20 protein-coding genes and 1 pseudogene are annotated in these 23,373 nt (G+C 73.1%); 12 read left to right on the top strand and 9 right to left on the bottom strand.

Features of this window, described 5'->3' with window-relative positions; all coding sequences use genetic code 11:
- Positions 1-21: 21 nt before the first annotated feature.
- Positions 22-1,620 carry an acyl-CoA carboxylase subunit beta gene (locus tag APR03_RS01535; protein ID WP_253832067.1) on the bottom strand — a complete coding sequence of 533 codons (1,599 nt, stop codon included), beginning with the start codon at positions 1,618-1,620 and terminating at the stop codon, positions 22-24.
- 120 nt (positions 1,621-1,740) lie between these two features.
- Between APR03_RS01535 and APR03_RS01530 the strand changes: the two genes are divergently transcribed.
- The 3 genes from APR03_RS01530 (at position 1,741) to APR03_RS25125 (ending at position 4,170) form a co-directional block, all read left to right on the top strand.
- Entirely contained in the window at positions 1,741-2,583 is an 843-nt protein-coding gene (locus APR03_RS01530) for a biotin--[acetyl-CoA-carboxylase] ligase (protein WP_253832066.1), read from the top strand.
- Between the two features lie 165 nt (positions 2,584-2,748).
- Entirely contained in the window at positions 2,749-3,045 is a 297-nt protein-coding gene (locus APR03_RS01525; RefSeq protein ID WP_253832065.1) for a hypothetical protein, read from the top strand.
- Between the two features lie 57 nt (positions 3,046-3,102).
- Positions 3,103-4,170 (top strand): adenylate/guanylate cyclase domain-containing protein, encoded by a 1,068-nt coding sequence (locus tag APR03_RS25125; protein WP_253832064.1) that lies wholly within the window; start codon positions 3,103-3,105, stop codon positions 4,168-4,170.
- Between the two features lie 10 nt (positions 4,171-4,180).
- On the opposite strand, the gene APR03_RS01515 is transcribed toward APR03_RS25125, so the two are convergent.
- The 3 genes from APR03_RS01515 to APR03_RS01505 all read right to left on the bottom strand — a co-directional run bounded on the left by APR03_RS01515 (position 4,181) and on the right by APR03_RS01505 (position 6,714).
- On the bottom strand, positions 4,181-4,957 hold the full coding sequence (locus tag APR03_RS01515; protein ID WP_253832063.1) for a crotonase/enoyl-CoA hydratase family protein: 777 nt from the start codon (positions 4,955-4,957) through the stop codon (positions 4,181-4,183).
- Positions 4,958-5,022: 65 nt separating this feature from the next.
- Positions 5,023-5,460 carry a lysyl oxidase family protein gene (locus tag APR03_RS01510; RefSeq protein ID WP_275977015.1) on the bottom strand — a complete coding sequence of 146 codons (438 nt, stop codon included), beginning with the start codon at positions 5,458-5,460 and terminating at the stop codon, positions 5,023-5,025.
- A 6-nt stretch (positions 5,461-5,466) separates the two neighbouring features.
- Positions 5,467-6,714, bottom strand: coding sequence for a hypothetical protein (locus APR03_RS01505; RefSeq protein ID WP_253832061.1), 1,248 nt, complete (start codon positions 6,712-6,714; stop codon positions 5,467-5,469).
- Positions 6,715-6,878: 164 nt separating this feature from the next.
- Between APR03_RS01505 and APR03_RS01500 the strand changes: the two genes are divergently transcribed.
- A complete protein-coding gene (locus APR03_RS01500) occupies positions 6,879-7,550 on the top strand; it encodes an HAD family hydrolase (protein WP_253832060.1) in 672 nt (223 codons plus the stop codon).
- On the opposite strand, the gene APR03_RS01495 is transcribed toward APR03_RS01500, so the two are convergent.
- Positions 7,547-8,614, bottom strand: coding sequence for a PDDEXK nuclease domain-containing protein (locus tag APR03_RS01495; protein WP_253832059.1), 1,068 nt, complete (start codon positions 8,612-8,614; stop codon positions 7,547-7,549). The two genes, APR03_RS01500 and APR03_RS01495, sit on opposite strands and share 4 nt — an antisense overlap.
- Before the next feature lie 69 nt (positions 8,615-8,683).
- The gene (locus APR03_RS01490; RefSeq protein ID WP_253832057.1) at positions 8,684-9,439 is read right to left on the bottom strand and encodes an SOS response-associated peptidase; all 756 of its coding nucleotides are present in this window, start codon (positions 9,437-9,439) and stop codon (positions 8,684-8,686) included.
- A gap of 122 nt (positions 9,440-9,561) precedes the next feature.
- Here APR03_RS01490 and APR03_RS01485 point away from each other — a divergent pair, with 122 nt between their 5' ends.
- The 4 genes from APR03_RS01485 (at position 9,562) to APR03_RS01470 (ending at position 15,980) form a co-directional block, all read left to right on the top strand.
- Positions 9,562-10,818 carry a multidrug effflux MFS transporter gene (locus APR03_RS01485; RefSeq protein WP_253832055.1) on the top strand — a complete coding sequence of 419 codons (1,257 nt, stop codon included), beginning with the start codon at positions 9,562-9,564 and terminating at the stop codon, positions 10,816-10,818.
- A gap of 64 nt (positions 10,819-10,882) precedes the next feature.
- The gene (locus APR03_RS01480) at positions 10,883-13,138 is read left to right on the top strand and encodes an esterase-like activity of phytase family protein (RefSeq protein ID WP_253832053.1); all 2,256 of its coding nucleotides are present in this window, start codon (positions 10,883-10,885) and stop codon (positions 13,136-13,138) included.
- Between the two features lie 53 nt (positions 13,139-13,191).
- A complete protein-coding gene (locus APR03_RS01475; RefSeq protein ID WP_253832051.1) occupies positions 13,192-14,436 on the top strand; it encodes an LCP family protein in 1,245 nt (414 codons plus the stop codon).
- 116 nt (positions 14,437-14,552) lie between these two features.
- Positions 14,553-15,980, top strand: coding sequence for an LCP family protein (locus tag APR03_RS01470; protein ID WP_253832049.1), 1,428 nt, complete (start codon positions 14,553-14,555; stop codon positions 15,978-15,980).
- Between the two features lie 109 nt (positions 15,981-16,089).
- Here the strand turns inward: APR03_RS01470 and APR03_RS01465 are convergent, their stop codons facing one another.
- Together APR03_RS01465 and APR03_RS01460 are read right to left on the bottom strand one after the other, a co-directional pair.
- The gene (locus APR03_RS01465; protein WP_253832047.1) at positions 16,090-16,695 is read right to left on the bottom strand and encodes a LysE/ArgO family amino acid transporter; all 606 of its coding nucleotides are present in this window, start codon (positions 16,693-16,695) and stop codon (positions 16,090-16,092) included.
- Positions 16,696-16,792: 97 nt separating this feature from the next.
- Positions 16,793-17,701 carry a LysR family transcriptional regulator ArgP gene (locus tag APR03_RS01460; RefSeq protein WP_253832045.1) on the bottom strand — a complete coding sequence of 303 codons (909 nt, stop codon included), beginning with the start codon at positions 17,699-17,701 and terminating at the stop codon, positions 16,793-16,795.
- A 90-nt stretch (positions 17,702-17,791) separates the two neighbouring features.
- On the opposite strand from APR03_RS01460, the gene APR03_RS01455 reads away from it, so the two are divergent.
- Entirely contained in the window at positions 17,792-18,412 is a 621-nt protein-coding gene (locus APR03_RS01455) for a LysE/ArgO family amino acid transporter (protein WP_253832044.1), read from the top strand.
- Positions 18,413-18,416: 4 nt separating this feature from the next.
- Here APR03_RS01455 and APR03_RS01450 read toward each other — a convergent pair whose 3' ends face one another.
- Positions 18,417-19,673: a pyridoxal phosphate-dependent aminotransferase gene (locus APR03_RS01450; RefSeq protein ID WP_253832042.1), complete on the bottom strand. Its 1,257-nt coding sequence runs from the start codon at positions 19,671-19,673 to the stop codon at positions 18,417-18,419.
- 177 nt (positions 19,674-19,850) lie between these two features.
- On the opposite strand from APR03_RS01450, the pseudogene APR03_RS01445 reads away from it, so the two are divergent.
- From APR03_RS01445 to APR03_RS01435, 3 genes and pseudogenes are all read left to right on the top strand, one after another.
- A pseudogene (locus tag APR03_RS01445) lies at positions 19,851-21,089 on the top strand (TadA family conjugal transfer-associated ATPase); the annotation flags it as partial.
- A 509-nt stretch (positions 21,090-21,598) separates the two neighbouring features.
- Positions 21,599-22,456 carry a type II secretion system F family protein gene (locus tag APR03_RS01440; RefSeq protein ID WP_253832040.1) on the top strand — a complete coding sequence of 286 codons (858 nt, stop codon included), beginning with the start codon at positions 21,599-21,601 and terminating at the stop codon, positions 22,454-22,456.
- Entirely contained in the window at positions 22,453-23,370 is a 918-nt protein-coding gene (locus tag APR03_RS01435) for a type II secretion system F family protein (RefSeq protein ID WP_253832038.1), read from the top strand. Before APR03_RS01440 ends, APR03_RS01435 begins: the two co-directional genes overlap by 4 nt.
- The last annotated feature ends 3 nt before the right edge of the window (positions 23,371-23,373 follow it).

The following is a 23,373-nucleotide window of genomic DNA, read 5'->3' as shown; positions in this document are numbered from 1 at the left end:
GTCCTCCGGTCCTCCCGCTGGTCACAGCGGGATGTTGCCGTGCTTCTTCGGAGGAAGCGTAGATCGCTTGGTGCGCAGCGCGCGCAGGGCGCGCACCACCTGCACCCGGGTCTCGGACGGGCGGATCACCGCGTCGACGTACCCGCGCTCGGCGGCGTCCCACGGGTTCACGATGGCGTCCTCGTACTCGGCGGTCAGCCGGGCGCGCTCCGCCTCGACGTCGCCGCCGGCCTCCTGGACCGCCTTCAGCGCGCCGCGCTGCAGGATGTTCACCGCGCCGCTCGCGCCCATGACGGCGATCTGGGCCGTGGGCCAGGCCAGGTTCACGTCGGCGCCGAGCTGCTTGGAGCCCATGACGATGTACGCGCCGCCGTACGCCTTGCGCGTGATGATCGTGACCAGCGGCACCGTGGCCTCGGCGTACGCGTAGATGAGCTTGGCGCCGCGGCGGATGATGCCCTGGTGCTCCTGACCCACGCCGGGCAGGAAGCCGGGCACGTCCACGAAGGTCAGCACCGGGATGTTGAACGCGTCGCACGTGCGCACGAACCGCGCCGCCTTCTCGGCCGCGTCGATGTCGAGCGTGCCCGCCATGGACTGCGGCTGGTTCGCGATGATGCCGACCGACTGGCCCTCCACGTGCCCGAACCCGATCAGCACGTTCGTGGCGAACATCGGCTGGACCTCCAGGAACGACTCCGGGTCCAGCACCGCCTCGACGGCCTCCCGCATGTCGTACGGCTGGTTGTCGCTGTCCGGGATCAGCGCGTCGAGCGCCTCGTCCTCGGGCGTCACCTCGAGCACCGTGTCGTCCTCCGGCGGGAAGGCCGGCGCGTCCGAGAGGTTGTTCTGCGGCAGGTAGCTCACCAGGTGCCGCACGTAGTCGAGCGCGTCGTCCTCGTCGCTGCCCATGTAGTGCGCCACGCCGGACCTCGAGTTGTGGGTCCGGGCGCCGCCCAGGGTCTCGAAGTCGACGTCCTCGCCCGTCACCGTGCGGATCACGTCCGGACCGGTGATGAACATGTTGGAGGTCTGGTCGGCCATGACGATGAAGTCCGTCAGGGCCGGCGAGTACACCGCGCCGCCCGCGCTCGGGCCGAGGATCAGCGAGATCTGCGGGATCACGCCGGACGCCGCGACGTTGCGGCGGAACATCTCCGCGAACTGCGTCAGCGCGGCGACACCCTCCTGGATGCGCGCGCCGCCGCCGTCGCTGATGCCGATCAGGGGCACGCCGGTGCGCAGCGCGAGGTCCTGCACCTTGGTGATCTTCTGGCCGTGCACCTCGCCGAGGCTCCCGCCGAACACCGTGAAGTCCTGCGAGTAGACGCAGACCTGCCGGCCGTCGATCGTGCCGTACCCGGTCACGACGCCGTCGCCGGCGATCCGCTTCTTGTCCAGGCCGAAGTTGCGGCTGCGGTGCTTGGCCAGGGCGTCCAGCTCGGTGAAGCTGCCCTCGTCCAGCAGCGCCTCGATGCGTTCCCGGGCGGTCTTCTTGCCCCGCTTGTGCTGCTTCTCGCGGGCCGTCTCCTCGGGGACGTCGATGGCGGCCGCCCGGCGGGCCTCGAGGTCGTCGAGCTTGGCGCGCGTGCCGGCGAGGGTGGTGGTGGCGTCGTTCACAACCCCGAGCCTAGTTGTCGGATGCCTCCCGCTCGATGCGTGAGCGTCCAGCGGGTCGTGCGGCCGGATTGTGGGTTTCCTCCAAGGGCGGGGCGGTCCCGCAGGGGCCAGGATGGGGTGGTGCACCAGTCCCTGTACCTCGACCGGCTCGCGGTCCCCGGCTTCGCCCGCGTGGAGGTCGTCGAGACCTCGCCGTCCACCAACACGGAGCTCGCTGCCGCCGTGCGCGCCGACCCTGCCGCGTGGCCCGCGCCGTCCGCCCTCGTGGCCGAGCACCAGACCGCCGGCCGCGGCCGCGCCGGTCGCAGCTGGGAGACCCCCGCCCGCGCCGGGCTCACCGTCTCCGTGCTGCTCCGCCCGCGCGTCCCGCCGGGCGCGCTCGGCTGGCTCCCGCTGCTCGCCGGGCTCGCCGTCGTCCGCACGGTGTCGGACGGCGGGGTCACCGCCGCCGTGAAGTGGCCCAACGACGTGCTGCTGCCCGCCGTCGACACCGTCGCGGGCCTCGGCCTGTACCGCAAGGTCGCCGGGATCCTCGCGGAGGTCGTCCCCGCGGCGGACGGCACCGAGCCGTCCGCCGTCGTGCTCGGCATCGGCCTCAACGTGTCGCAGTCCGCGCAGGAGCTGCCCGTGCCGACCGCGACCTCGCTGGCGCTCGCGGGCTACCCGCGCCCCGACCGCACCGACGTGCTGGTGCGCCTGCTCGGCGAGGTGCACGCCGTGGTGCGGCGCTGGGAGCGGGCCGACGGCGACGCCGCCGCCGCAGGACTGCTTGCCGAGTACACCGCGGTGTCGGCGACGCTGGGCACCCGGGTGCGTGCCGAGCTGGCCGGGGGTGCGGGGGTCGTGGAGGGCGAGGCCGTGGGCCTGGACGGCTCGGGCGCGCTGGTGGTGCGCCAGGACGCCGGCCCGGCGGCGGGCCAGGAGCGCACGGTGACCGCGGGCGACGTCTGGCACCTGCGCTGAGCCCTGCCGGCCGTCCCCTGGCCGGGTGAACCCCGGCCCGAGCCGGGGTGAACTCCGCGGAATTCTCTGCCGGAAGCCTGGTGGCCTGCGGTAATGTCCGCCGCAGGCGACAGCGGAACAGGCAGGCGAGAGCCGATGGCGGCACGCGACGGTCAGGAGACGCCGATGGACGCAGGTCGGGCCACGGTCACCGTGGCCAAGGCGATCGTGTGTGCCGCCGCGGTCGTCACGGTCTACCTCATCAGCACCGTCCGGCTGGACCGGGGGTTCGTGCAGAGCGAGGGGACGCCGACCACGGGGCTGATCGCCGCCGTCGTCGCCTGGCTCCTCGTGGTCTGGGTGCTGCTCTACCGCGACGACGGCGTCCGTGGCGTGCGGCTCGGCCTGTGGAACGTCGTCGCCGTGGTGGGCATGCTGGTCGTGCTCACGGGCATCCCGCTCGTGCTGACGTTCTGGGACTGACCCGTCCTCGTGCCGAGACGGCGCGGGACACCTGGCGTACCCGCCTACAGTGGTGACGTGCTCCACAACTCCGAGACCTCTCCGGCCCACCACGACGCGCCGGGGGCCGACACCGCCGCACGCCTCGACGAGACGCTGCTCGGCGGGCACCGCCGGTACACCCTGTCGCAGGTGCTGGAGCTCACCGGGCTCGACAAGCAGTTCGTCACCCGGTACTGGCGCTGGATCGGCCTGCCCGTCACCCATCCCACGGAGACGTGGTTCACCGATGCCGACGTGGAGGCGCTCAAGGACGCTGCGGCGCTCTTCGACGCCGAGCAGATGGACGAGCGGGCGCAGATGACCTTCGTCCGGTCCGTCGGGCACACCGCCGACCGGCTCGCCCTCTGGCAGGTCGAGGCCCTGGTGGAGCACCTGGCCCGGCGGTACGACCTGGACGAGACCTCGGCGCGGCTGCTCGCGCTCGACCGGCTCCCGGAGATGACCGAGACCCTGCTGGGGCAGCTCGAGCACGCGTGGCGGCGGCAGCTCGCCGCGCTCACCGGGCGCATGGCCATCGAGTTCGCCGGATCGCGGGGCGACGACCGCAACGACAGCCACCAGCTCCCGCTGGTCCGGGGGGTCGGCTTCGCGGACATCGTGTCGTTCACCAAGCGCACGGCGGGGCTGGGCTCGGAGGAGCTGGCGGAGTTCGTGCAGCGGTTCGAGGCCGGCGCGCGCGACGTCATCGTCAACGCGGGCGGCCGCGTGGTGAAGACCATCGGCGACGCGGTCCTCTTCGTGACCGACGACCTCGCCACGGGCGCGGAGGTGGCGCTGGGCCTGGCCGAGACCTCGGGCGAGGCGCTCGGTACGGCGGAGCCCGGCGACCCCGAGATCCCGGTCCGCGTGGGGCTGGTCTGGGGCCGGGTGCTGTCGCGGTTCGGCGACATCTTCGGCCCCACGGTGAACCTGGCCTCGCGCCTCACCGAGCAGGCCGATCCCTCGACGGTGCTGGTCGACGAGGAGACGGCGGCGCAGCTCGCCACGAGCTCCCGCTACGCCCTCACGGCGCAGCCGGTCCGGGACGTCCCGGGCATCGGGCCGATGTCCCCGGTGCGTCTGCAGCGCGCGTACCAGGGCTGAGCGCCCGCGGTCAGCGCTTCAGGCTCCGCATCGCGCCCGGCAGCAGCCGGAGCTGCGCGCGGCGCTCGGCCGCGAAGGTCCGCAGGTCGCCCGCCGACCAGTGCCGGTCGAACAGGCGCTTCGCGGCGGCGACGGCCGCAGGCCGGTGCTCGGCTATCCGTGCGGCGAGGACGAACGCCTCCTCGCGCGGCGTGTCGGTGACGGTCCCGGCCAGGCCGAGCCGGGCGGCGTCGGCTCCCGTGACCTCGTCGGCGGTGAGGGTGAGGCGCTTGGCCGTCTCGATGCCGACGAGCTGGGTGAGCGCGCGGATCCCCGACATGTCGGGCACCAGACCGCGCTCGACCTCCTTGACCGACCAGCGGGCGTCGGGGGTGGTGAGCCGCAGGTCCGCCGCCAGGGCGATCTGCACGCCCGCGCCGATCACGTGCCCGTGGACGGCGGCGATCACCGGGACCGGCAGCCGCCGCCACGCCCAGCAGGCCTCCTGGAAGAGATTGGTGCCGCGCGGCGTCGGCACGAACGCGCGGGCCACGGCCGCCGGGTTCCGTGCGGCCGCGCCCAGGTCGAGCCCGGCGCAGAAGGACCGGCCGTTCCCGGAGACGACGACGGCCCGCAGACCGGGCTCGTGCCGCAGCCGGCGGGCCGTCGACCGCAGCTCCCGGAGCATGTCGAGCGACAGCGCGTTGAGCTTGTCGGGGCGGTCCAGGCGGACGTCGGCGATGCCGTCCGAGACGCTGCAGGTGATGTGGCGCCCGGCCGGGACGGCCGGGGCGGGGCTGGCGGTCATGGGCGCAGCCTATGCAGCGGGCCGGCGCCCGGGCACACGTGGTCCCGGGCGCCGGCGCGGTGCGCCTAGCGCTCGCCGCCGAGCGGCAGCTCGGTGTCCACGCCCTCGTACGGCGGCACCTTCACGGTGCGCGCGCCCGGCTTGCCGCCCAGGACGACCGTGCGCAGGCTGATGTTGTTGGACCGGGTGACCTCGCGCAGCGTGCCGTTCGGGTTGGCCGTGATCCGGATCCGGTAGGTGCCGTTCGGGACCTTGGTCAGGTCGAACGCCTGCGTCTGGCTCTGGTTGTAGGTGTCGCCCCAGCCGACGGGCAGCACCTCCCGCATCCACAGGGCCGAGCGGTCGCCGCACGTGCTGTCGAGGCCCGTGGCCTCCGGGCGCCAGGCCGCTCCGCGCACCGACAGGTCCACCGGGTCGGTCGGCGCAAGGCACCACGACTGCTTGCCGCTCGTGGTCACCAGCGTGCCGTCCGGCTTGATCAGCTCGTACTTCGCGAAGTCCAGGAAGTGCTAGTGGTCGTGCTCAGGGGCGGCGTGGTACTCCATCGTGCCGGCCCGGGTGCTGCCCACCTCCTTGCCGTTGCGGTAGAAGAACTGGTAGCCGTCCATGACCTCCTTGGCGCCCTTGCGGTAGCCCTCGACCACGAGCGGCGCCGGTCCCGCGTTCCACTCGTTCGCGTTGAAGGCGAGGCGGTCGGTCCCGGCCTCGTCGACCTCCACGCCGATCTGCCACGCGGGCGCCGAGACGAGGTCGGGCAGCGTGTCGCGGGCAGGCCGCTTCGACGAGGGCTTCGACCCCGCCTGGCCGAGCGCCGGGTGGTCGCCGTGCTGCCCGCCGTCGCGCAGCGTGAACAGGTTCACGCGCCGGTCCGAGCCCGAGCCCTCGGCGTGGGCGGCGTGGCCGCCCTGCGTCCGCAGGCCCTGCGCCCGGTCGGTGAGGGCGTCCTCCGCCTGGGTGCTGAAGCCCTCGGACGCCGTACCCATGAGCTGCTCGCCGACCTCACCGCACTCGAACAGCTCGCACTCGTCCTCGACGGTGACCTTCTGCGTCAGCGTGCGGTTGCCGGCGGGGATGCCGAGGAACGTCGCGACCGGCTCGCTGATGCTCATGGTCAGCACGAGGTTCTTCTGGGTGGTCTCCACCTCGAAGTACCCGTCGATCCGCGCGGCCCACCCTTGCTCGACACCGAACACGGTGGACTTCGTGAACCAGCTCCCGCCGCAGAACTCGGGGTAGATCGGCTCGGTGCGGCCGGTCGGCTCGACGCGCTGCCGCTCCGACCCGCCCAGGCAGAACGTGCGTGTCTCCTTGGCCAGCACCTTGCCCTTGGCCGTCGCGACCTGCACGGTGAGGCCCTTCTTGAACCCGTCGAAGCCGTCGACGATCGACGCGGGCGCCTTCGTGGTGGTGCGCTTCGTGCCGCGGATGACCGTCTTGGTCAGGGTCACGGGGGCGGAGGGCTTGGCGCGCTGGGCGCGGAACTCGTACCCCTCGCCGTACGCGGCGAGCCAGGCGGGCGAGTCCAGGTAGACGTAGCCGTCGTAGGCGTACGCGGTGACGGTCTCGGCCGCGGGCGCGACCCGGAGCCCGCGCGGCTGGGCTGGCCGGTGCGTGGACTCGACGCGCTCGGCCGCGGCGGGTGACGCCGAGGCGACGTCGGCGGCGCCGCCCTGGCCGAGCAGCCCGACGACGAGCGCGGCGGCCGCCCCCATGGTGAGCAGGCGTGGAGACGGGCGGAGCGATGGTCGTGCGGTCATGGATCAATCCCCCAGACGGGTAGGGACAGGGTGCTGTCATCAGTCAGGACGGGTGGGGCGACCGGAACGTTGTCGGACGGTTTCCGGCTCACCCCTCAAGAGGGGCGCGCCCGGACATCGGGACGCCGCGAAGGGCCCCAGCCTGCGTGTGACACGATGCGAGCGTGCTGAAAGTCGTTCTCTTCGATCTCGACGACACGCTCGTGGACCAGGAGGGTGCCTCCCGGGCGGCGCTCCTGGACTGGTTCCCCGAGCTGGGTCTGGACCTCGACGACCCGGACGAGCTGGTCGCCGCGTGGGGCGCGGTCTCCGAGGAGGCGTACGCCCGCTACCAGCGGCGAGAGATCACGTTCCTGGACCAGCGGCGGGTTCGCGTGCGGGAGTTCCTGGGGGCCGACGCCACCGACGCCGAGGCCGACGAGCTCTTCGCCGGCTACCTGTCCCGCTACGAGCGGGCGTGGCGGGCCTTCGACGACGCCGGACCGACCCTGCGGCGGGTCCGGGACGCCGGGCTCGTCGTCGCCCTGCTCACGAACGGCGACGGGGCGCACCAACGCCTGAAGCTCGAGCGCACCGGCCTGGCGGGGCACATCGACATGGTGGTGGCCTCGAGTGACCTGCCCGCAGGCAAGCCCGACCCGCGCGCGTACTCCGGAGCGTGCGACATCCTCGGCGTCGCGCCGGACACGGTGCTGATGGTGGGCGACGACGTGCAGAAGGACTACCTGGGCCCGCTGGACGCGGGTCTGGGCGCCGTGCTGCTCGACCGCGCGGACCGGCACCCGGAGGTCGAGCACCGGATCCGGACCCTCACGGAGCTGCGGCTGCCGCGTTAGCGAACCGGTCGGACGGTCTCCGGCGCGTGCGCGCGCATCTCCTCCCCGATGACGGCCTCCAGCTCGCCGGGCTTCGGCAGCGCGGCTCGCTCCTGGGCGGTCAGCCCTTCGTAGAGAGCCACGGCAACCGGCGATGCCGTCCCGGCGAGAGCGAAGTCCAGCGTGGCCTCGTTGCGTTCCGTGCACAGCAGGATCCCCACCGTCTTCGCGTGCACCTGAGGGTTTCGCACCAAGCCGTCGACCATGGCGACATAGGTGCCGATCTGCCCTATATGGGAAGGCTGGAACTTGCCGACCTTGAGCTCGACGACGACGTAGCGGAGCTGCGTCACGTGGAAGAAGAGCAGGTCGACGAAGAACTCGTCTCCGCCCACCTCGATCCGGTACTGGCGTCCGACGAACGCCATGTCTCGGCCCAGCTCCAGCAGTGTGTCCTGGATGCGGTCCGTGAGCACCTGCTCGCGATCACGTTCGGCGCGATGCTCGCGGGGATCCAGGTGCTCGAAGACGTACCGGTCCTTGACTGCTTGCCGAGCGAGGTCGGAGTCGAAGTCCTCCAGCGTCGCGGTGAAGTTGGAGGGGGCCGAACCCTGGCGACCTCTGAGATCGGTCTTGATCTCGAACTCGAGGCTTGCGCGAGACCACCCGTATCGGGCTGCCTCGGTCGCGTACCACTCGCGCTCCGCACGGTCCTCGAGCCTGTCGAGGAGAACCATCACATGCCCCCACGGAATGTGTGCAGCAGCTTGCTGCACGAATTCCTCCTCCAGCGGCCACGCGTCAGCCAGCTTGCGCATGTAGTGCAGGCTGCGGGGCGACCAGCCTCGCTGACCAGGAAACTCGCGTCGCAGATCTGCGGATATCTGGCCTACGACCTTGGCGCCCCAGCCCTCGTCGCGTTGTCGGTCGAGGATGTCGCGACCGACCGACCAGTACAACCGGAGCACCTCGGTGTTCGCCGCGCGGACGGCGCGAAGCTGGGTGCCGCGGACCCGCCGCTTCAGATCTGCGATGAAGGTCGCGTAGCCGTCGGGTCGATCGGGAACGTCGATCTCGGTCGTCACCGACCAAGTGTGTAGAGGAACGGTGCCATCCGCGACTCGAATGTGTCATGAGCGGGAAAGTGGTCAGCCTCAGAGCAGCACCGGCTGCGGGTCGCGCGGGGCCGGGTCCTCCTCGATGAGCTCCGGCCCGTCGTTCCGCACGGACCCGACGGCGTCGCGCACCGGGCGGGTCGTGAGCGGCGCGTTGTCGATCTCGAGCAGGTCCGACGCATCGGTGACCGACGGGTCGAGCCACTGGTCCCAGGCGCTGGGTGGGAGCACCAGCGGCATGCGGTCGTGGATCGCGGTCATCGCCTCGGAGGCGGCCCGGGTGACCACGGTGGTGGACACCAGCCAGCGGTCGGGGTCGGTCTCGCTCGCGGCCGGGTTGCGCCAGAACTCGTACAGCCCGGCGAGCGCCGCGACGCCGGACCCCGCCGGGTGGATCCAGTAGGGCTGCTTCGCGACCTTCTTCGAACCGGGTGCGGCCGGTCCCAGCTTGCGCCACTCGTAGTACCCGTCCGCGAGCACGAGGCACCGCCGGGCCGCGAAGGGCTTGGCGAACGCCGGCTTGTCGAGCAAGGTCTCGGAGCGGGCGTTGATCATGCGTGCACCCACGCCCGGGTCCTTGGCCCAGGACGGCACCAGGCCCCAGCGGGCGACGCGCATCGACCGCGTGACGTCGGAGCTTCCGCGGGCCGCCCGCTCCACGACGACCCGCACGGGATCGGTGGGCGCCACGTTCCACGACGGCGGCAGGAGCCGCGCGTCGTCGGCGATCTCCGCGATCGCGAGCTCGTCGGCGAGGTCCTGGTCCTGGGTGAAGGAGGCGAAGCGTCCGCACATGGGACCAGCATGCACCGAGCCACTGACACACCGGGGCCGGAGAGCGAGATCACACGGCCGTCCCGGGTCCGGTCCGCGTCCACCACTTCTCAGCGTCGTATCGATTCGATAGCATCGTGCCCATGCCATCCGCTGCGCCGTCGGGCGTCTCCTCAGCCGTGCCCGCACGCCGCGCGTCCTCCCGGTCCACCGTCAAGTGGGTCCTCATGCTCGGGGCGCTGTCGGCGCTGCCCGCCTTCACCGTCGACATGTACCTGCCCGCGCTGCCGCAGGTGGCCCTCGACCTGGGCTCCACCGAGGCGCTGGCGCAGCTCACCGTGTCGTGCATGCTCATCGGCGGTGGCGTCGGCCAGCTCGTCATCGGCCCGCTGTCGGACCGGTTCGGGCGCCGCGCCCCGCTGCTCGTGGGCCTCGCGCTGCACGTCGTCATCTCGCTGCTCTGCGCGGTCGTGACGAGCATGCCGGTGCTGATCGGCCTGCGGCTCGCGCAGGGCTTCTTCAACGCGGCGGCCGGCGTGGCCTCGGTCGCCGTGGTGCGGGACCGGTTCGTCGGCGCGGAGGCGGCCCGCATCCTGTCGCGGCTCATGCTCGTGATCGGCGTGGCGCCGATGTTCGCGCCGACGCTGGGCTCGTTCGTGCTGGCGCACGCGACGTGGCGCTGGGTCTTCGCCGTGCTGGCCGTCATGGGCGCCGCGCTGGTGCTCGTGGTGCTCCTGAAGATGCCCGAGACGCACCCGCCGCGCCGTCGTCTGACCGGCGGCGTGCGCACCGTGGCGGGCGGGTACGGGAAGCTGCTGCGCGACAAGCACTTCGTCGCCCTGGCCGTGATCCCCGGGCTGGGCTTCGGTGTGCTCATGAGCTACGTGGTGGGCTCGCCCATCATCTTCCAGCAGGAGTTCGGGCTCAGCGAGGGGCAGTTCGCGCTGCTGTTCGCCGTCAACGGCATCGGGCTCGTGCTGTCGGCGCAGGTCAACGCGGCGCTGGTGCGCAGGGTCGCGCCGGTGCGGCTGCTGCGGTTCGGCGTGGTCGCCCAGGCGGTGCTCGTCGTCGTCCTGCTGGTCGTGGTGCTGACCGGAGCGGGCGGGCTGATCGGACTGCTGGTGGCCCTGTGGTGCGTGCTCGCCTTCCAGGGGCTCGTCCCGGCCAATGCCTCGGCCATGGCCCTGTCGCGGCACGGTGAGATCGCGGGCACCGCCGCGGCCATGATCGGCGCGATCCAGTCCCTCGTGGCGGGCTCGGTGAGCTCGCTGGGCGGCTTCCTCGGCGGCGACGCCGTGGCGATGGCCCTGGTGATGCTCGCGGCGGTCGTGCTGGCGATCGGCGTCCTGGCCGTCGCGACGCCGGCCTTCCGGCGCGGCGGCTGGCACATGCCCGTCTGAGAGTTCACCGGGAGGTGGCCGACGGTTCACCGGGACTTCCCGTGCGCCCACTTGGCTCGCTCCCATGAGCACACCCCTGCGTTCCCGCCTCGCCCGCGTGGTGGCCGCCACGGCGGCGGCGTCGCTGCTGCTGCCCGCCGCGGCCGCCGTCGCCGGGCCGCGCCCGGCACCTGAGCAGCACGCGCCCGGAAAGCACCCCGGCACCTACCTGGCCGCGAGCCTCGCCGGCCGCGCCACCCTGTCGGCGGACTTCCTGGCCGACGGGCCGCCGTCGGGCGCCCAGGCGAGCCCCGCCAACGGGCGCCAGGGACCCTGGGACGGCCAGGTGATCCCCGGCTTCTCCGCGATGGTCGACAACCACGACGGCACGTTCTGGGCCCAGCCCGACAACGGCTTCGGCGCCAAGGGCAACTCCGCCGACTTCCTGCTGCGCAGCTACCTGGTGCGCCCGCACTGGGACACGGGCCGCCGCGGCTCGGGCTCCGGCGAGATCGAGGTGCTCGACGTCGTCGAGTACAACGACCGCAACGACGTGCTCGACTTCGACATCGTCCACGAGGGCACCACCGACCGGCTGCTCACGGGTGCCGACTTCGACATCGAGTCCCTCGTGCGCGCCGCCGACGGCACGTTCTGGGTGGGCGAGGAGTTCGGCCCGTTCCTGCTGCACTTCGGCGCCGACGGCACGCTGCTGGAGGCCCCGTACGAGTTCCCCGACGGCAGGTCGCCCGGCAACCCGTACCTCGAGCCCGGCGAGACCACGAACGTCGGCAGCAGCCGCGGCTTCGAGGCCATGGCGGGCAGCGGACGCTACCTCTACCCGGTGGTCGAGGGCGCCCTGGCCGACGACGCCGACGCGCGCCGCCGCTGGATCTACCAGTTCGACACCCGCCGCGGCGAGTACACCGGCAGGCGCTGGGCGTACCAGACGGACCAGGTGGCGAACGTGATCGGGGACGCGTTCGCGACGGGCCGCGACTCGATGCTGCTCATCGAGCGCGACGACTTCGAAGGTGACCAGGCGGTCACCAAGCGCGTCTACGAGATCGACCTGGGTGAGCGCGACCGCGACGGCTACGTGCGCAAGGAGCTCGTCGTGGACACGCTGCGCATCGACAACCCGCGGGGCATCGACGCGGGCGAGGGCTACGGCCTGGGCGACACGTTCAGCCTGCCCGTGCAGTCCTTCGAGACGGTCCTGTTCGTCGACGAGGACACCCTGCTGATCGGCAACGACAACAACTACCCGGGCAACGACGCGCGCGTCACCGGCACCCCGGACGACACCGAGATGGCGCTGGTCGACCTGACCAGGAAGCGCGTGACCGACGACGGAGTGACCGTCGTCGGGCACCGTGGCGCCTCCGGGTACCGGCCCGAGCACACGCTCGCCGCGTACGAGACGGCCATCAACCAGTGCGCGGACTACATCGAGCCCGACGTGGTCTCCACCAGGGACGGCGTGCTCGTGGCCCGGCACGAGAACGAGATCAGCGGGACCACGGACGTCGCCGCGCACCCCGAGTTCGCCGGGCGCCGCACCACCAAGACCATCGACGGTGCCCCGGTCACGGGCTGGTTCACCGAGGACTTCACGCTCGCCGAGCTGCGCACCCTGCGCGCCACCGAGCGCCTGCCGCAGGTGCGCCCGCAGAACACCGCGTTCGACGGCCTCTACCAGGTGCCCACGCTGGACGAGGTGCTCGACCTGGCCCGGAACAGCCGCACGTGCGACGGCGCGCCCGTGGGCGTCTACCCCGAGACCAAGCACCCGACCTACTTCGACTCGGTCGGTCTGTCGCTGGAGGAGCCGCTGGTGCGCGAGCTGCGACGCAACGGCCTCGACCACCGGCAGGCGCCCGTGATCGTCCAGTCCTTCGAGGTCGGCAACCTGCGGGAGCTCGACCGGCTCACCGACGTGCGCCTCGCCCAGCTCGTCAGCAGCAGCGGCGCACCCTACGACCTCGTGGCCGACGGCGACCCGCGCACCTACGCCGACCTCGTCACCCGCAACGGGCTGCGCGACATCGCGCGCTATGCGGACGGCATCGGTGCAGAGAAGAACGTGCTGATCCCGCGCGACGCCGACGGCACCCTCGGGCGGCCGAGCCAGGTGATCCGTGACGCGCACCGGGCCGGCCTGGACGTGCACGCGTGGACCTTCCGGCGGGAGAACCAGTTCCTGCCCGCCGAGTTCCGCTCGTCGTCCGACCCGGACGAGCCCGGCGACCTCGTGGGGGAGATCCGCGTGTTCCTTCACGCGGGCCTGGACGGGTTCTTCTCGGACAACCCGGACCTGGGCGCCACCGCGGCCGGGTGAGTCCCGGGTGACTTAACGAGCCCCGTGCCGGGGCACGTGCCTATGCTCCGCATGTGCCCCGGCACCTTCGTCACCAGCGCAGTCATCGCGTCGCACGGGCTGCGGCGCTCTTCGTCGTCGGCGCGCTGGCCCTCGTGGCAGCGGGCGGGGCGGCGGCCTACCTCGACCTGCGGGGGCAGATCGGCGTCAGCGACGTCTCGGGCCTCGTCCGCGGCGGCCCGACGCCGTCCGCCGACCCCGACGACCCGTTCACCGGGCGCAGCCTCAACATCCTCGTCATGGGCACCGACCTGCGCGGCGGCGAGAACACCGAGATCGCAGGCGAGGGCGACGGCGGCATGCGCTCCGACACCACGATGCTCGTGCACGTCTCCGGCGACCGCTCCCGCATCGAGGTCGTCTCGATCCCGCGCGACTCGCTCGTCGACATCCCGTCCTGCGAGCTGCCCGACGGCTCCGAGTCGGGCGACCGGTACGGCATGTTCAACAGCGCCTTCACCATCGGCGGCGGCGCCACCGAAGACCTCACCTACGCCGCCGCCTGCACCATCTCCACGGTGCAGACCCTGACGAACGTGCCGGTCACCAACCACATGGTCGTCAAGATGGACGGCGTGGTCGACGTCGTCGACGCCCTCGGCGGCGTGCGCATGTGCCTGCCCGAACCCCTGGTCCAGGACCCCGACTACGGACGCTTCGAGCTGCCCGCCGGCGAGCAGACCCTCGACGGACGGCAGGCGATCGGGTTCCTCCGGGCGCGGCACGGCACCGGACTGGGCCTGGACCAGGGCAGCGACCTCACCCGGATCACCCGGCAGCAGGCCTTCGTCGACGCGCTCGTGCGCCAGGTGCTCGCCCAGAACGTCGTCACGGACTCGCCGCGCCTCTACCGCACCGTCCAGGCCGTGCTGGGCGCCATCTCCGCCGACCCGGGCCTGGCCGACCCGACGGCGCTCGCGGGCCTCGCGTTCAGCATCCGGAACATCGACCCCGCCCGGATCGTGTTCACGGAGCTGCCCGTGGTGGCCGCGCCGTCCGACGCGAACCGGGTGGTCTGGACGCAGGAGGCCGACGCGATCTGGGCGCGCATCGCGGCCGACGAGGCGCCGCCGGGGACGCCGGAGCCGTCCGCGGGCTCGTCGTCGGGTGCGCCGTCGGCATCGTCCCCGGGTTCGTCCCCGGGTTCGTCCCCGGGTTCGTCGTCGGGCTCGTCCCCGGGGGAGGGTGGGACGACGCCGTCGCGCACGCCGGACCCGTCGTCTTCACCCTCGCTGCTGCCGGGCGTCTGCGTGGACTGAATCCGCTGGCCGGAGCGCCGCAGGACGCCTGACCGGCCACGGTACCGCCTGGATGTCACCTGAGAGCGGGCGACTTATTTACACGAATGTCGCACCGAGGCTCTAGTCTCCGGTGCGTGGCGAGTGACTTCTGGACGGCGGTTCGACCTGTCGGTGAGGTGCTGCGCGGCGTTCCACGGCATGCCCGGTCGGGCCGGAGGCAGCCGCGTCACGTCCGTAGCTGGCGCAAGACGCTCGTGTTCCGCGGCGTGACGATGACCGTCGTCGGGGCGATGGCGTTCGGGTCGGCGGCGGTGGCGACGGCGTACCACACCGCGATCTCGCAGATCGAGGTGCAGGACCTGGACGGCCTGGTCGCGGAGCAGGTGAAGCCCAAGGACCCGTCCGACCCGTTCAAGGGCACGCCGGTCAACCTGCTCCTCATGGGCACCGACATCCGCGACGGCTCGAACGCCGACATCGGCGGCACCGTCAGCGGCATGCGGTCGGACACGACGATGCTGGTGCACATCTCGGCGGACCGGAAGTGGATCGAGATCGTGTCGCTGCCGCGCGACACGTTCGTGGACATCCCGTCGTGCCAGCTGCCCGACGGCAGCCAGACCCAGCCGTACCGCGACAAGTTCAACGCCTCGTTCGAGGTGGGCAGCGGTGACACCTCGCTCATGCACGCCGCCGCGTGCACGATCAACACGGTCAACGCGATCACGGGCGTGACCGTGACCAACCACGCCGTCGTGAAGATGAACGGCGTGATCGACGTCGTCGACGCCGTCGGCGGCGTGAAGATGTGCCTGCCCGAGGCGCTGCACGGCGACCCGCGGTCGGCACGCATCGACCTGCCCGCGGGCGAGAACCGGCTCGACGGCAAGACGGCCATCCAGTTCCTGCGCGTGCGCAAGGGCACGGGCATGGGGCTCGAGATGGGCAGCGACCTGACCCGCATCGAGCGGCAGCAGGCCTTCATCAACGCGACCCTGCGCCAGATCCTGTCCGCCGAGACGCTCGCCGACCCGACCAAGACGTTCCGCCTGATCAACGCGGCCCTCGGCTCGCTGAGCGCCGACCCCGACATCGCCGACCCGGGCAAGGTCGCGGGCCTGGCGTGGTCGCTGCGGGAGATCGAGAAGCGCAACATCATCATGACCAAGGTGCCGGTCTACGACACCGAGGAGAACGGCGTGGGCGGGCTCGGCTGGTCGCCGGAGGCCACCGAGATCTTCCAGCGCATGGCCGCGGACCAGCCGCCGGAGAAGGTCGTGCTGCCCGACGCCGAGCCGTCCGGCGCGCCCAGCGCGAGCGGCGGTGCGGGCTACTCTGACACCGGGGCTGACGCCAGCGGTGACCCCACGACCCCGGACGGCTCCGGCGAGACCGGCGGTGGCGAGACCGGCGGTGGCGAGACCGGGGGTGGCGAGACCGGGGGTGGCGAGACCGCTGGCGGCGAGACCGCTGGCGGCGAGACCGCCACGACTGGCGACCAGCCCACGACCCCCAAGCCGAGCCCGAGCCCCGAGGTCCTGCTCGACGGCGTCTGCGCCTGACCCGCCCCCGATCCCCTTCGAGACCGAGGTTGCTTCTCTTTCAGCCGCCTGAAAGAGAAGCAACCTCGGTCTCGAAGGGGAGGCTCAGCGGGTCAGGCGCAGAGGGCGGTCAGGCCGACAGGATCAGGGACGCCGCGACCAGCACCATGGTGACCGCGACGACGCTGTCCAGCACCCGCCAGGCGCCCGGCCGCTCCAGGAGCGGCGCCAGGTACCGGGCGCCGTAGCCCAGCGCGACGAACCAGACCGTGCTCGCCACGCAGGCGCCGAGGCCGAACCACCAACGGTCGTCGCCGTGCGTGGCGGCGAGCCCGCCCACCAGCACCACGGTGTCGAGGTACACGTGCGGGTTGAGCCAGGTCAGGGCGAGCGTGGTGGCCACGGCGGCGCGGACGGTCCGGTTGGTGACGCTGTGCCGGCCCATCACCACGCGCTGACCCCGCACCGCGCGGGTGGCGGCCATGGCGCCGTACGCCAGCACCACGACGGCTCCAGCCCACCGGGCGATCTCGACCACGAGGGGCGCGCTCTGGATCAGCGAGCCCAGCCCGCCGACCCCCGCGGAGATGAGCACGAAGTCGCTGACCGCGCAGATCCCGGCGACCAGCCCCACGTGTTCGCGGCGCAGGCCCTGACGGAGCACGAAGATGTTCTGTGCCCCCACTGCGACGATGAGCGACAGACCGAAAGCCATGCCGGCGAGCGCGGAAAGCATGCTCGAACGGTAAGAAGTCGGGCAGCGGATGTCCGGTTCATGATTCGGAAGTGCAGAACGACTGGATCAGGGTTAATGATGGGGGTACGTCCAGATTTCACGCCGGAAGCAGTTCCCGTGTTGCTTCTTTTCGCAGCGCGTGGGCCACTCGGTCGAGCACCGCGGAGCGCAGCTTCCACTGCTGCAGGTGCAGCGTGATGTCGAGTACCTTGCGCGGCTCCAGGGGCGTGATCCCGCGGTCTCCACCGTCGTCCGGGAGCCCGCCCACGGACGGCCGCTCCAGCAGCATGCCCCAGCCCAGTCCGAGGCGGATCATCTCCTCGTACTCGACGGTGCTCGGTACGTGGTGCCGCGGCGGGCGGGCGGACGGCGCCCGTTCGCGCAGGTAGGTGTCCTGCAGGTCGTCGGCCCGGTCGAAGACCACCACGGGCGCCCGTCCCAGGGCGGCGGGCGTGGGCCCGTGCGGGAACCAGCGCCGCGCGAAGGCCCGGGTGCACGCGGGGCGGTAGCGCATGATGCCCAGCGGGGTGCTGCGGCAGCCTTGCACCTGGGCGGTCTGTGAGGTCACGGCGGCCATCACCACACCCTCGCGGAGCAGGTCCGCGGTGCGGCTGTCGTCGGCGCGGTGCAGGTCGAACGTGACGCCCTCGACCTGGGCCAGGGCGGGCAGCACCCACGTGGCCAGCGAGTCGGCGCTGACCGCCAGGGGCACGGTGACGAAACCGCCGGACCGGTGCGGGGCAGCGTCGTCGGCCCCGAGCTCGGCGGCCACCTCCGCGCCGAGCAGCTCGGTCTGCCGCGCCAGGCGCAGCAGCGTCTGGCCGGACGCCGTGGCCACGACGGGCCGGGCGCGCCGCACCAGCACGCTGCCGGCCGCGCTCTCCAGCGACCGGATGCGCTGGCTGACGGCCGACGGCGTCACGTGCAGCACCCGGGCCGCGGCGTCGAACGACCCTTCGGCGACGACGGCGGCCAGTGCCTCGAGCTGTCGGGAGTCCCATCGCATGCCCCAGTGTCTACCATCTTCAGTTCTGCTTAGGCCGACGTAGAAACATGAACTGGTCTTCAGGTCGGTGGCCTGCCTAGCGTGGCGGACATGCTCACCCTGCTCGCCGGACTCGGGTTCGGTCTCTCGCTCATCGTCGCCATCGGAGCCCAGAACGCGTTCGTGCTCCGTCAGGGCCTGCGCCGTGAGCACGTGGGCGTCGTGGCCGGCATCTGCGCGGTGTCCGACGTGGCTCTGTACGCCGCGGGTGCTGCCGGGTTCGGTCCGCTCGTCGAGCGCTGGCCCGACGCCGTCGTCGTCGTGCGCTGGCTGGGCGCCGCCGTCGTGCTCGGGTACGGCGCCATGGCCGCGTGGCGAGCCGTGCGGGGCGCCGCCGCGCTGACCGCGGCGCAGGACGGCGACCTCGGCGACCGGCCCGGCCGCCGCCTCAAGCCGGTGGTGCTCACGGCGCTCGCGCTGACCTGGCTCAACCCCCACGTGTACCTCGACACCGTGGTGCTGCAGGGGTCGGTCGCCGCGACCTACGGCGACGCCCGGTGGTGGTTCGCCGCGGGCGCCATGGCGTCCAGCGTCGCGTGGTTCGCCGGGCTCGCCTACGGCGCGCGCCTGCTGGCCCCCGTGCTGCGGCGCCCTGGCGCGTGGCGAGTGCTGGACGGCGTGATCGCCCTGATCATGCTCGCGGTGGCCGTCTCGCTCCTGGCCGGCGGCTGACCCGTCACGCCTGCCGCAGCGCCGCGAGCCGCGTGACCGCCTCGCGCAGCACGTCCTCACGCTTGACGAACGTGAGGCGCACGTGGTTCGCCAGGGCCCGCGCAGTCGGAGAACCCGCGCGGCAGAAGGCCGTGGCGGGGATGGCCACGACGCCCGCGAGCTCGGGCAGCCTGCGGCACAGCTCCACCCCGTCGCGCAGGCCGAGGCGGGGCAGGAGCTCCGTGGCATCGGCCATCACGAAGTACGTGCCGGCCGGGCGCGTGACCGTGAACCCGGCGGCCTCCAGGCCCGCGCACAGCAGGTCGCGGCGTTCGGCCAGCGACGCGGCGAGGGCGCGCGGCGTCTCGTCGTCGTCCAGGGCGAGGGCGATCGCGGGCTGGAACGGTGCGCCCGAGGTGTAGGTGAGGAACTGCTTGACGGTGCGCACCGCCGTGACCAGGGTGGCGGGACCGTGCACCCAGCCCACCTTCCAGCCGGTGAACGAGAACGTCTTGCCCGAAGACGAGATGGTCAGCGTCCGCTCCGCCATGCCGGGCAGCGTGGCCATCGGGACGTGCTCCGCGCCGAAGGTGAGGTGCTCGTAGACCTCGTCGGTCACGACGATCGCGTCCCGCTCGCGGGCCACCGCGGCGACGGCCGCCAGCTCACCGGGCGTGAGCACCGTGCCCGTGGGGTTGTGCGGCGAGTTGAGCACGATCATCCGCAGCCGCGGCGAGGCGGCGGCCCGCAGCGCCTCGACGTCGAGGCGGAAGCCGTCCGGTCCGGGCACGAGGGGCGCGGTCACGTGGGTGGCGCCCGACATGCCGATCGCCGCCGCGTGCGAGTCGTAGAACGGCTCCAGCGTGAGCACCTCGTCACCGGGCCGGGTCAGCGCCAGGATCGACGCCGTGAGCGCCTCGGTGGCCCCCGTGGTCACCAGCACCTCGGTGTCCGGGTCGACGTCGAGGCCGTAGTGCCGCTTCTGGTGCGCGGCCACCGCACGACGCAGCTCGGGCACGCCGTCGCCCGGGGCGTACTGGTTGCGGCCCTCCTCGATCGCGCGGACCGCCGCCTGCTTGACGTACTCCGGGCCGTCGACGTCGGGGAAACCCTGGCCGAGGTTGATCGCACCGGTGCGCACGGCGAGGGCCGACATCTCGGCGAAGATCGTCACGGCGACGCTGCCGTCGTCGGCCAGCAGACCGGCGGCGCTCGCGGTGTGCTGCCAGCGGTCGGGGCCGCGGCCTGCCGGGTCGGTGCGGGGTGCGGGGGAGTCTTCCATGGGACGACCATAGCCACCGCCTCCCACACGCGACCGGGTCCCGACATCCCGGGCAACCCGGTTGACCTGCGCTTTTGTGGACAACGCTGTGGATTCGGTGGATAACCCTGCCTCGTGGGGAAAGTTATCCACAGGGTGGCCTGCGCGGGTGAACATTTGGCTCTAGCGTTGTCGGCCATGGGCGATGAGGGGGCGCGCATCCTCGAGCACGAGGTGCGCGAGCTGGTGCGGCGCAGGGGGCTGGACCCGGTGGGTGACCGGGCGGGGCTGTCGAGCCTCGTGACGGACGCGGTGGGCGACTACGCGACGCGGGCGAGCGCGGGCGTGGTACCGCCGCTCGCGGACCCGGAGGCGGCGGCCCGGGCGGTGAGCGACGCCGTCGGCGGCTTCGGGCCGCTGCAGCCGTACCTCGACGACCCGGAGATCGAGGAGATCTGGCTCAACGCCCCGACCCACGTGTACGTCGCGCGGCGGGGCGCCGCGGAGCTGACGAGCACCGTGCTCACCCGCGAGCAGGTGCGCGACCTGGTGGAACGCATGCTCAAGACCTCCGGTCGCCGCCTCGACCTGTCGAGCCCGTTCGTCGACGCGCGCCTGCCGGGCGGGGAGCGGCTGCACGTCGTGATCCCCGAGATGACCGGGGGCGAGATGGCGGTGAACATCCGCAAGCACGTGGTGCGCGCGCACTCGCTCGCGGACATTGTGCGGCTCGGGTCGCTGACCGCCCAGGCGGCGGCCTTCCTCGACGCCGCGGTGCGAGCGGGCCTCAACGTGCTCGTGTCCGGCCAGACCCAGGCCGGCAAGACGACGATGCTCAACGCCCTCGCCGGGTCGATCCCGGGCACGGAGCGGGTCATCTCGGCCGAGGAGGTCTGGGAGCTGCGCCTGCCGGTCCGCGACCACGTGGCGCTGCAGACGCGGCCGCCGAGCCTGGAGGGCACGGGCGAGGTGCCCCTGCGGCGGCTGGTCAAGGAGGCGCTGCGGATGCGTCCCGACCGGCTGGTGATCGGCGAGGTCCGTGAGGCCGAGGCGTTCGACCTGCTCATCGCGCTGAACAGCGGCGTGCCCGGCATGTGCACGCTGCACGCCAACACCGCGCGTGAGGCCGTGGCCAAGATGACGACGCTGCCGCTGCTGGCCGGCGAGAACGTCTCGGACCGGTTCGTGGTGCCGACCGTCGCGTCGGCCGTGGACCTCGTGGTGCACCTCGGCCTGAGCCGTTCGGCGGACGGCGTGGTGCGGCGGCAGGTGCGGGAGATCGTCGCGGTGACCGGCCGGGTCGAGGAAGGACGTATCGAGACCGCCGGGATCTACGACCGGTCGCCCGACGGGGACCTGCGGCGCGGGGACGGCATGCCACCGGGGGAGGACCGGTTCGAGCGGGCGGGGTTCGACGTACGGGCGCTGCTCGCGGGGCGGGGTGTTCCGGTCCTGGCGGGCGGCGCGGACCCGGCCGGCCCGGCCGGGTGGGGTGGCCCGGTCCGGCCGGCCGTGCCGGCTGGTCCGGCCGGTCTGGCCGGTCTGGCCGCAGCGGTTGTCCCGGGTGGCCCGGCCGGATCGCGCGGGAAGGGGACGGTGCCGGGCGGCTCGCCGGTGTGGCCCGCTGCCGTGGAGCCGGCCGCGGCGGAGCCCGCTGCCGTGCCGCCCGCTGCCGCGGAGCCCGCCGCCGTGCTGCCCGCTGCCGCAGAGCCGGCGCCCGCAGAGCCGGCCGCCGCCGAGCCCGCCGCCGTGCCGCCCGCCGCCGCGCACGGGGCGACGACCGGTCCCTGGGCAGGGATCGCGCCCCGTGCAGCCGCTGGGCCGTGGTCGGGTGCGGAGCGGTGGACGGGGGCCGGGCCGTGGACGGACGCAGGGACGGACGCAGGGCCCGGCGCGGGGACGGGCGCAGGGACGGGCACGGACGCGGGCGCAGGGGCGGCCCGCTGATGGGCGTCGCCCTCGGCCTGCTCCTGGGAGCCGGCGCGTTCTGCGTCTGGTGGTCGTTCTGGGCACCCACGCCACGACCTGCCGGTCGCGTGACGTGGCAGATGCGCACGCGCGACCTCCTCGTCCAGGCCGGCGCCCCGACGGTGACTCCCGCGATGCTCGTGGGCTCCTGCGTCGCACTCGGCACCGTGACGCTGCTGCTGGGCCTCGCGCTGACCCGCTCGCCCGCCATCGCCTGCTGCTTCGCGCTGCTCGCCGCGCCCGGGCCGGTCGTCCTGGTGCGCGCCCGCGCCCGGCGCCGCCGTCGGGCGTTGCGGGAGGTGTGGCCCGAGGTGGTGGACCATCTCGCGTCCGGCGTGCGGGCCGGGTTGTCCCTGCCCGAGGCGCTGGCACTGCTCGGCCGGCGCGGCCCGGCGGAGCTGCGCGAGCCCTTCGCGCGCTTCGCCCACGACTACCGGACCGACGGGCGGTTCGGGGACGCCCTCGACGCCCTCAAGGAACGTCTGGCCGACCCGGTCGCCGACCGCATCGTCGAGGCGCTGCGCCTCACGCGCGAGGTCGGCGGCCAGGACCTGGGCAGGCTCCTGCGCACGCTCAGCGGGTTCCTCCGGGAGGACGCCGCGACCCGCGGCGAGCTGGAGGCCCGGCAGAGCTGGACCGTGAACGGGGCCCGGGTGGCCGTCGCCGGGCCGTGGGTGGTGCTGGCGCTCCTGTGCACGCGGCCGGGCACGGCCGCGGCCTACGACACGCCCGCCGGCATCGCGGTGCTCGTGGTGGGCGGCGCGTGCGCCCTGGTCGCCTACCGCGTGATGCTCCGCATCGGGCGTCTGCCCGCCGAGCGCCGGGTGCTGCGATGAGCGGGTGGGCCGCGGGCGCGCTGTCCGGGCTCGGTGTCGCCGTCGGCCTCCTGGTCGTGCTGTCCCGGCTGCGGGCCCGCGCCGTCACGCTCGACGAACGGCTCGCGCCCTACCTCCGCCCGCGCGACGCGACGTCGACCCTGCTGCGCGAGGACGGCCGGGCGTCCACGGTGGTCCGCCTGCTGGGTCTGCACGACGTCGGCGCCCGGCTCGCGCGGTTCGGCTCACCGGCAGAGGACGTCCGGCGGCGGCTCGACCGCGCCGGCTCCGCGGAGACCGTGGACCACTTCCGGGCCCGGCAGATCGTCTGGACGGTCGCCGGGCTCGCCGTCGGGCTCGGGACGGCCCTGCTCCTGGCCGCGACCCGCGGGGCGGCGGCGGTGCCGCTCGCCGCCCTGGTGGTCCTCTCCGGTGCCTGCGGCTACGTGGCCTGCGACCAGGCGCTCACGGCACGGGTCCGGCGCCGGGAGGAACGGCTGCTCGCCGAGCTCCCGACCGTCGCCGAGCTGCTCGCCCTCGCGGTCGCCGCGGGAGAGAGCCCGCCCGCCGCGCTCGAACGCGTCGCGGCCACCGCGCGCGGGGACCTCGCCGGCGAGATCCGGCGCCTGGTGGCCGAGGTCCGCGCGGGTGCGACGGTGTCGGCCGCGCTCACGGCACTCGCCGACCGCACCGGGCTGCCGCCCCTGACGCGGTTCGCCGAGGGAATCGTCGTCGCGCTGGAGCACGGCACGCCGCTGGCCGCCGTCCTGCGCGCGCAGGCCGGCGACGTCCGCGAGGCCGGACGTCGCGCGCTCCTGGAAGCAGGCGGCCGCAAGGAGATCCTGATGATGGTCCCGGTGGTGTTCCTCTGCCTGCCCGTGACGGTCGTCTTCGCAGTGTTCCCCAGCCTGGCCACCCTGCGGATCGGGCTCTGAGAC

Origin of the sequence: Promicromonospora thailandica (assembly GCF_024171955.1) — a bacterium.
Classification (GTDB): domain Bacteria; phylum Actinomycetota; class Actinomycetes; order Actinomycetales; family Cellulomonadaceae; genus Promicromonospora; species Promicromonospora thailandica.
This window is presented reverse-complemented; position numbering and strand designations above follow the sequence as displayed.

Bases quoted from the DNA above. Each gene is read 5' to 3' on its own strand.
- APR03_RS01525 (WP_253832065.1), top strand. From the start codon at position 2,749: ATGGACGCAGGTCGGGCCACGGTCACCGTGGCCAAGGCGATCGTGTGT.
- APR03_RS01515 (WP_253832063.1), bottom strand. From the start codon at position 4,957: ATGACCGCCAGCCCCGCCCCGGCCGTCCCGGCCGGGCGCCACATCACC.
- APR03_RS01505 (WP_253832061.1), bottom strand. From the start codon at position 6,714: ATGACCGCACGACCATCGCTCCGCCCGTCTCCACGCCTGCTCACCATG.
- APR03_RS01490 (WP_253832057.1), bottom strand. From the start codon at position 9,439: ATGTGCGGACGCTTCGCCTCCTTCACCCAGGACCAGGACCTCGCCGAC.
- APR03_RS01485 (WP_253832055.1), top strand. From the start codon at position 9,562: ATGCCATCCGCTGCGCCGTCGGGCGTCTCCTCAGCCGTGCCCGCACGC.
- APR03_RS01480 (WP_253832053.1), top strand. From the start codon at position 10,883: ATGAGCACACCCCTGCGTTCCCGCCTCGCCCGCGTGGTGGCCGCCACG.
- APR03_RS01465 (WP_253832047.1), bottom strand. From the start codon at position 16,695: ATGCTTTCCGCGCTCGCCGGCATGGCTTTCGGTCTGTCGCTCATCGTC.
- APR03_RS01460 (WP_253832045.1), bottom strand. From the start codon at position 17,701: ATGCGATGGGACTCCCGACAGCTCGAGGCACTGGCCGCCGTCGTCGCC.
- APR03_RS01455 (WP_253832044.1), top strand. From the start codon at position 17,792: ATGCTCACCCTGCTCGCCGGACTCGGGTTCGGTCTCTCGCTCATCGTC.
- APR03_RS01450 (WP_253832042.1), bottom strand. From the start codon at position 19,673: ATGGAAGACTCCCCCGCACCCCGCACCGACCCGGCAGGCCGCGGCCCC.
- APR03_RS01440 (WP_253832040.1), top strand. From the start codon at position 21,599: ATGGGCGTCGCCCTCGGCCTGCTCCTGGGAGCCGGCGCGTTCTGCGTC.
- APR03_RS01435 (WP_253832038.1), top strand. From the start codon at position 22,453: ATGAGCGGGTGGGCCGCGGGCGCGCTGTCCGGGCTCGGTGTCGCCGTC.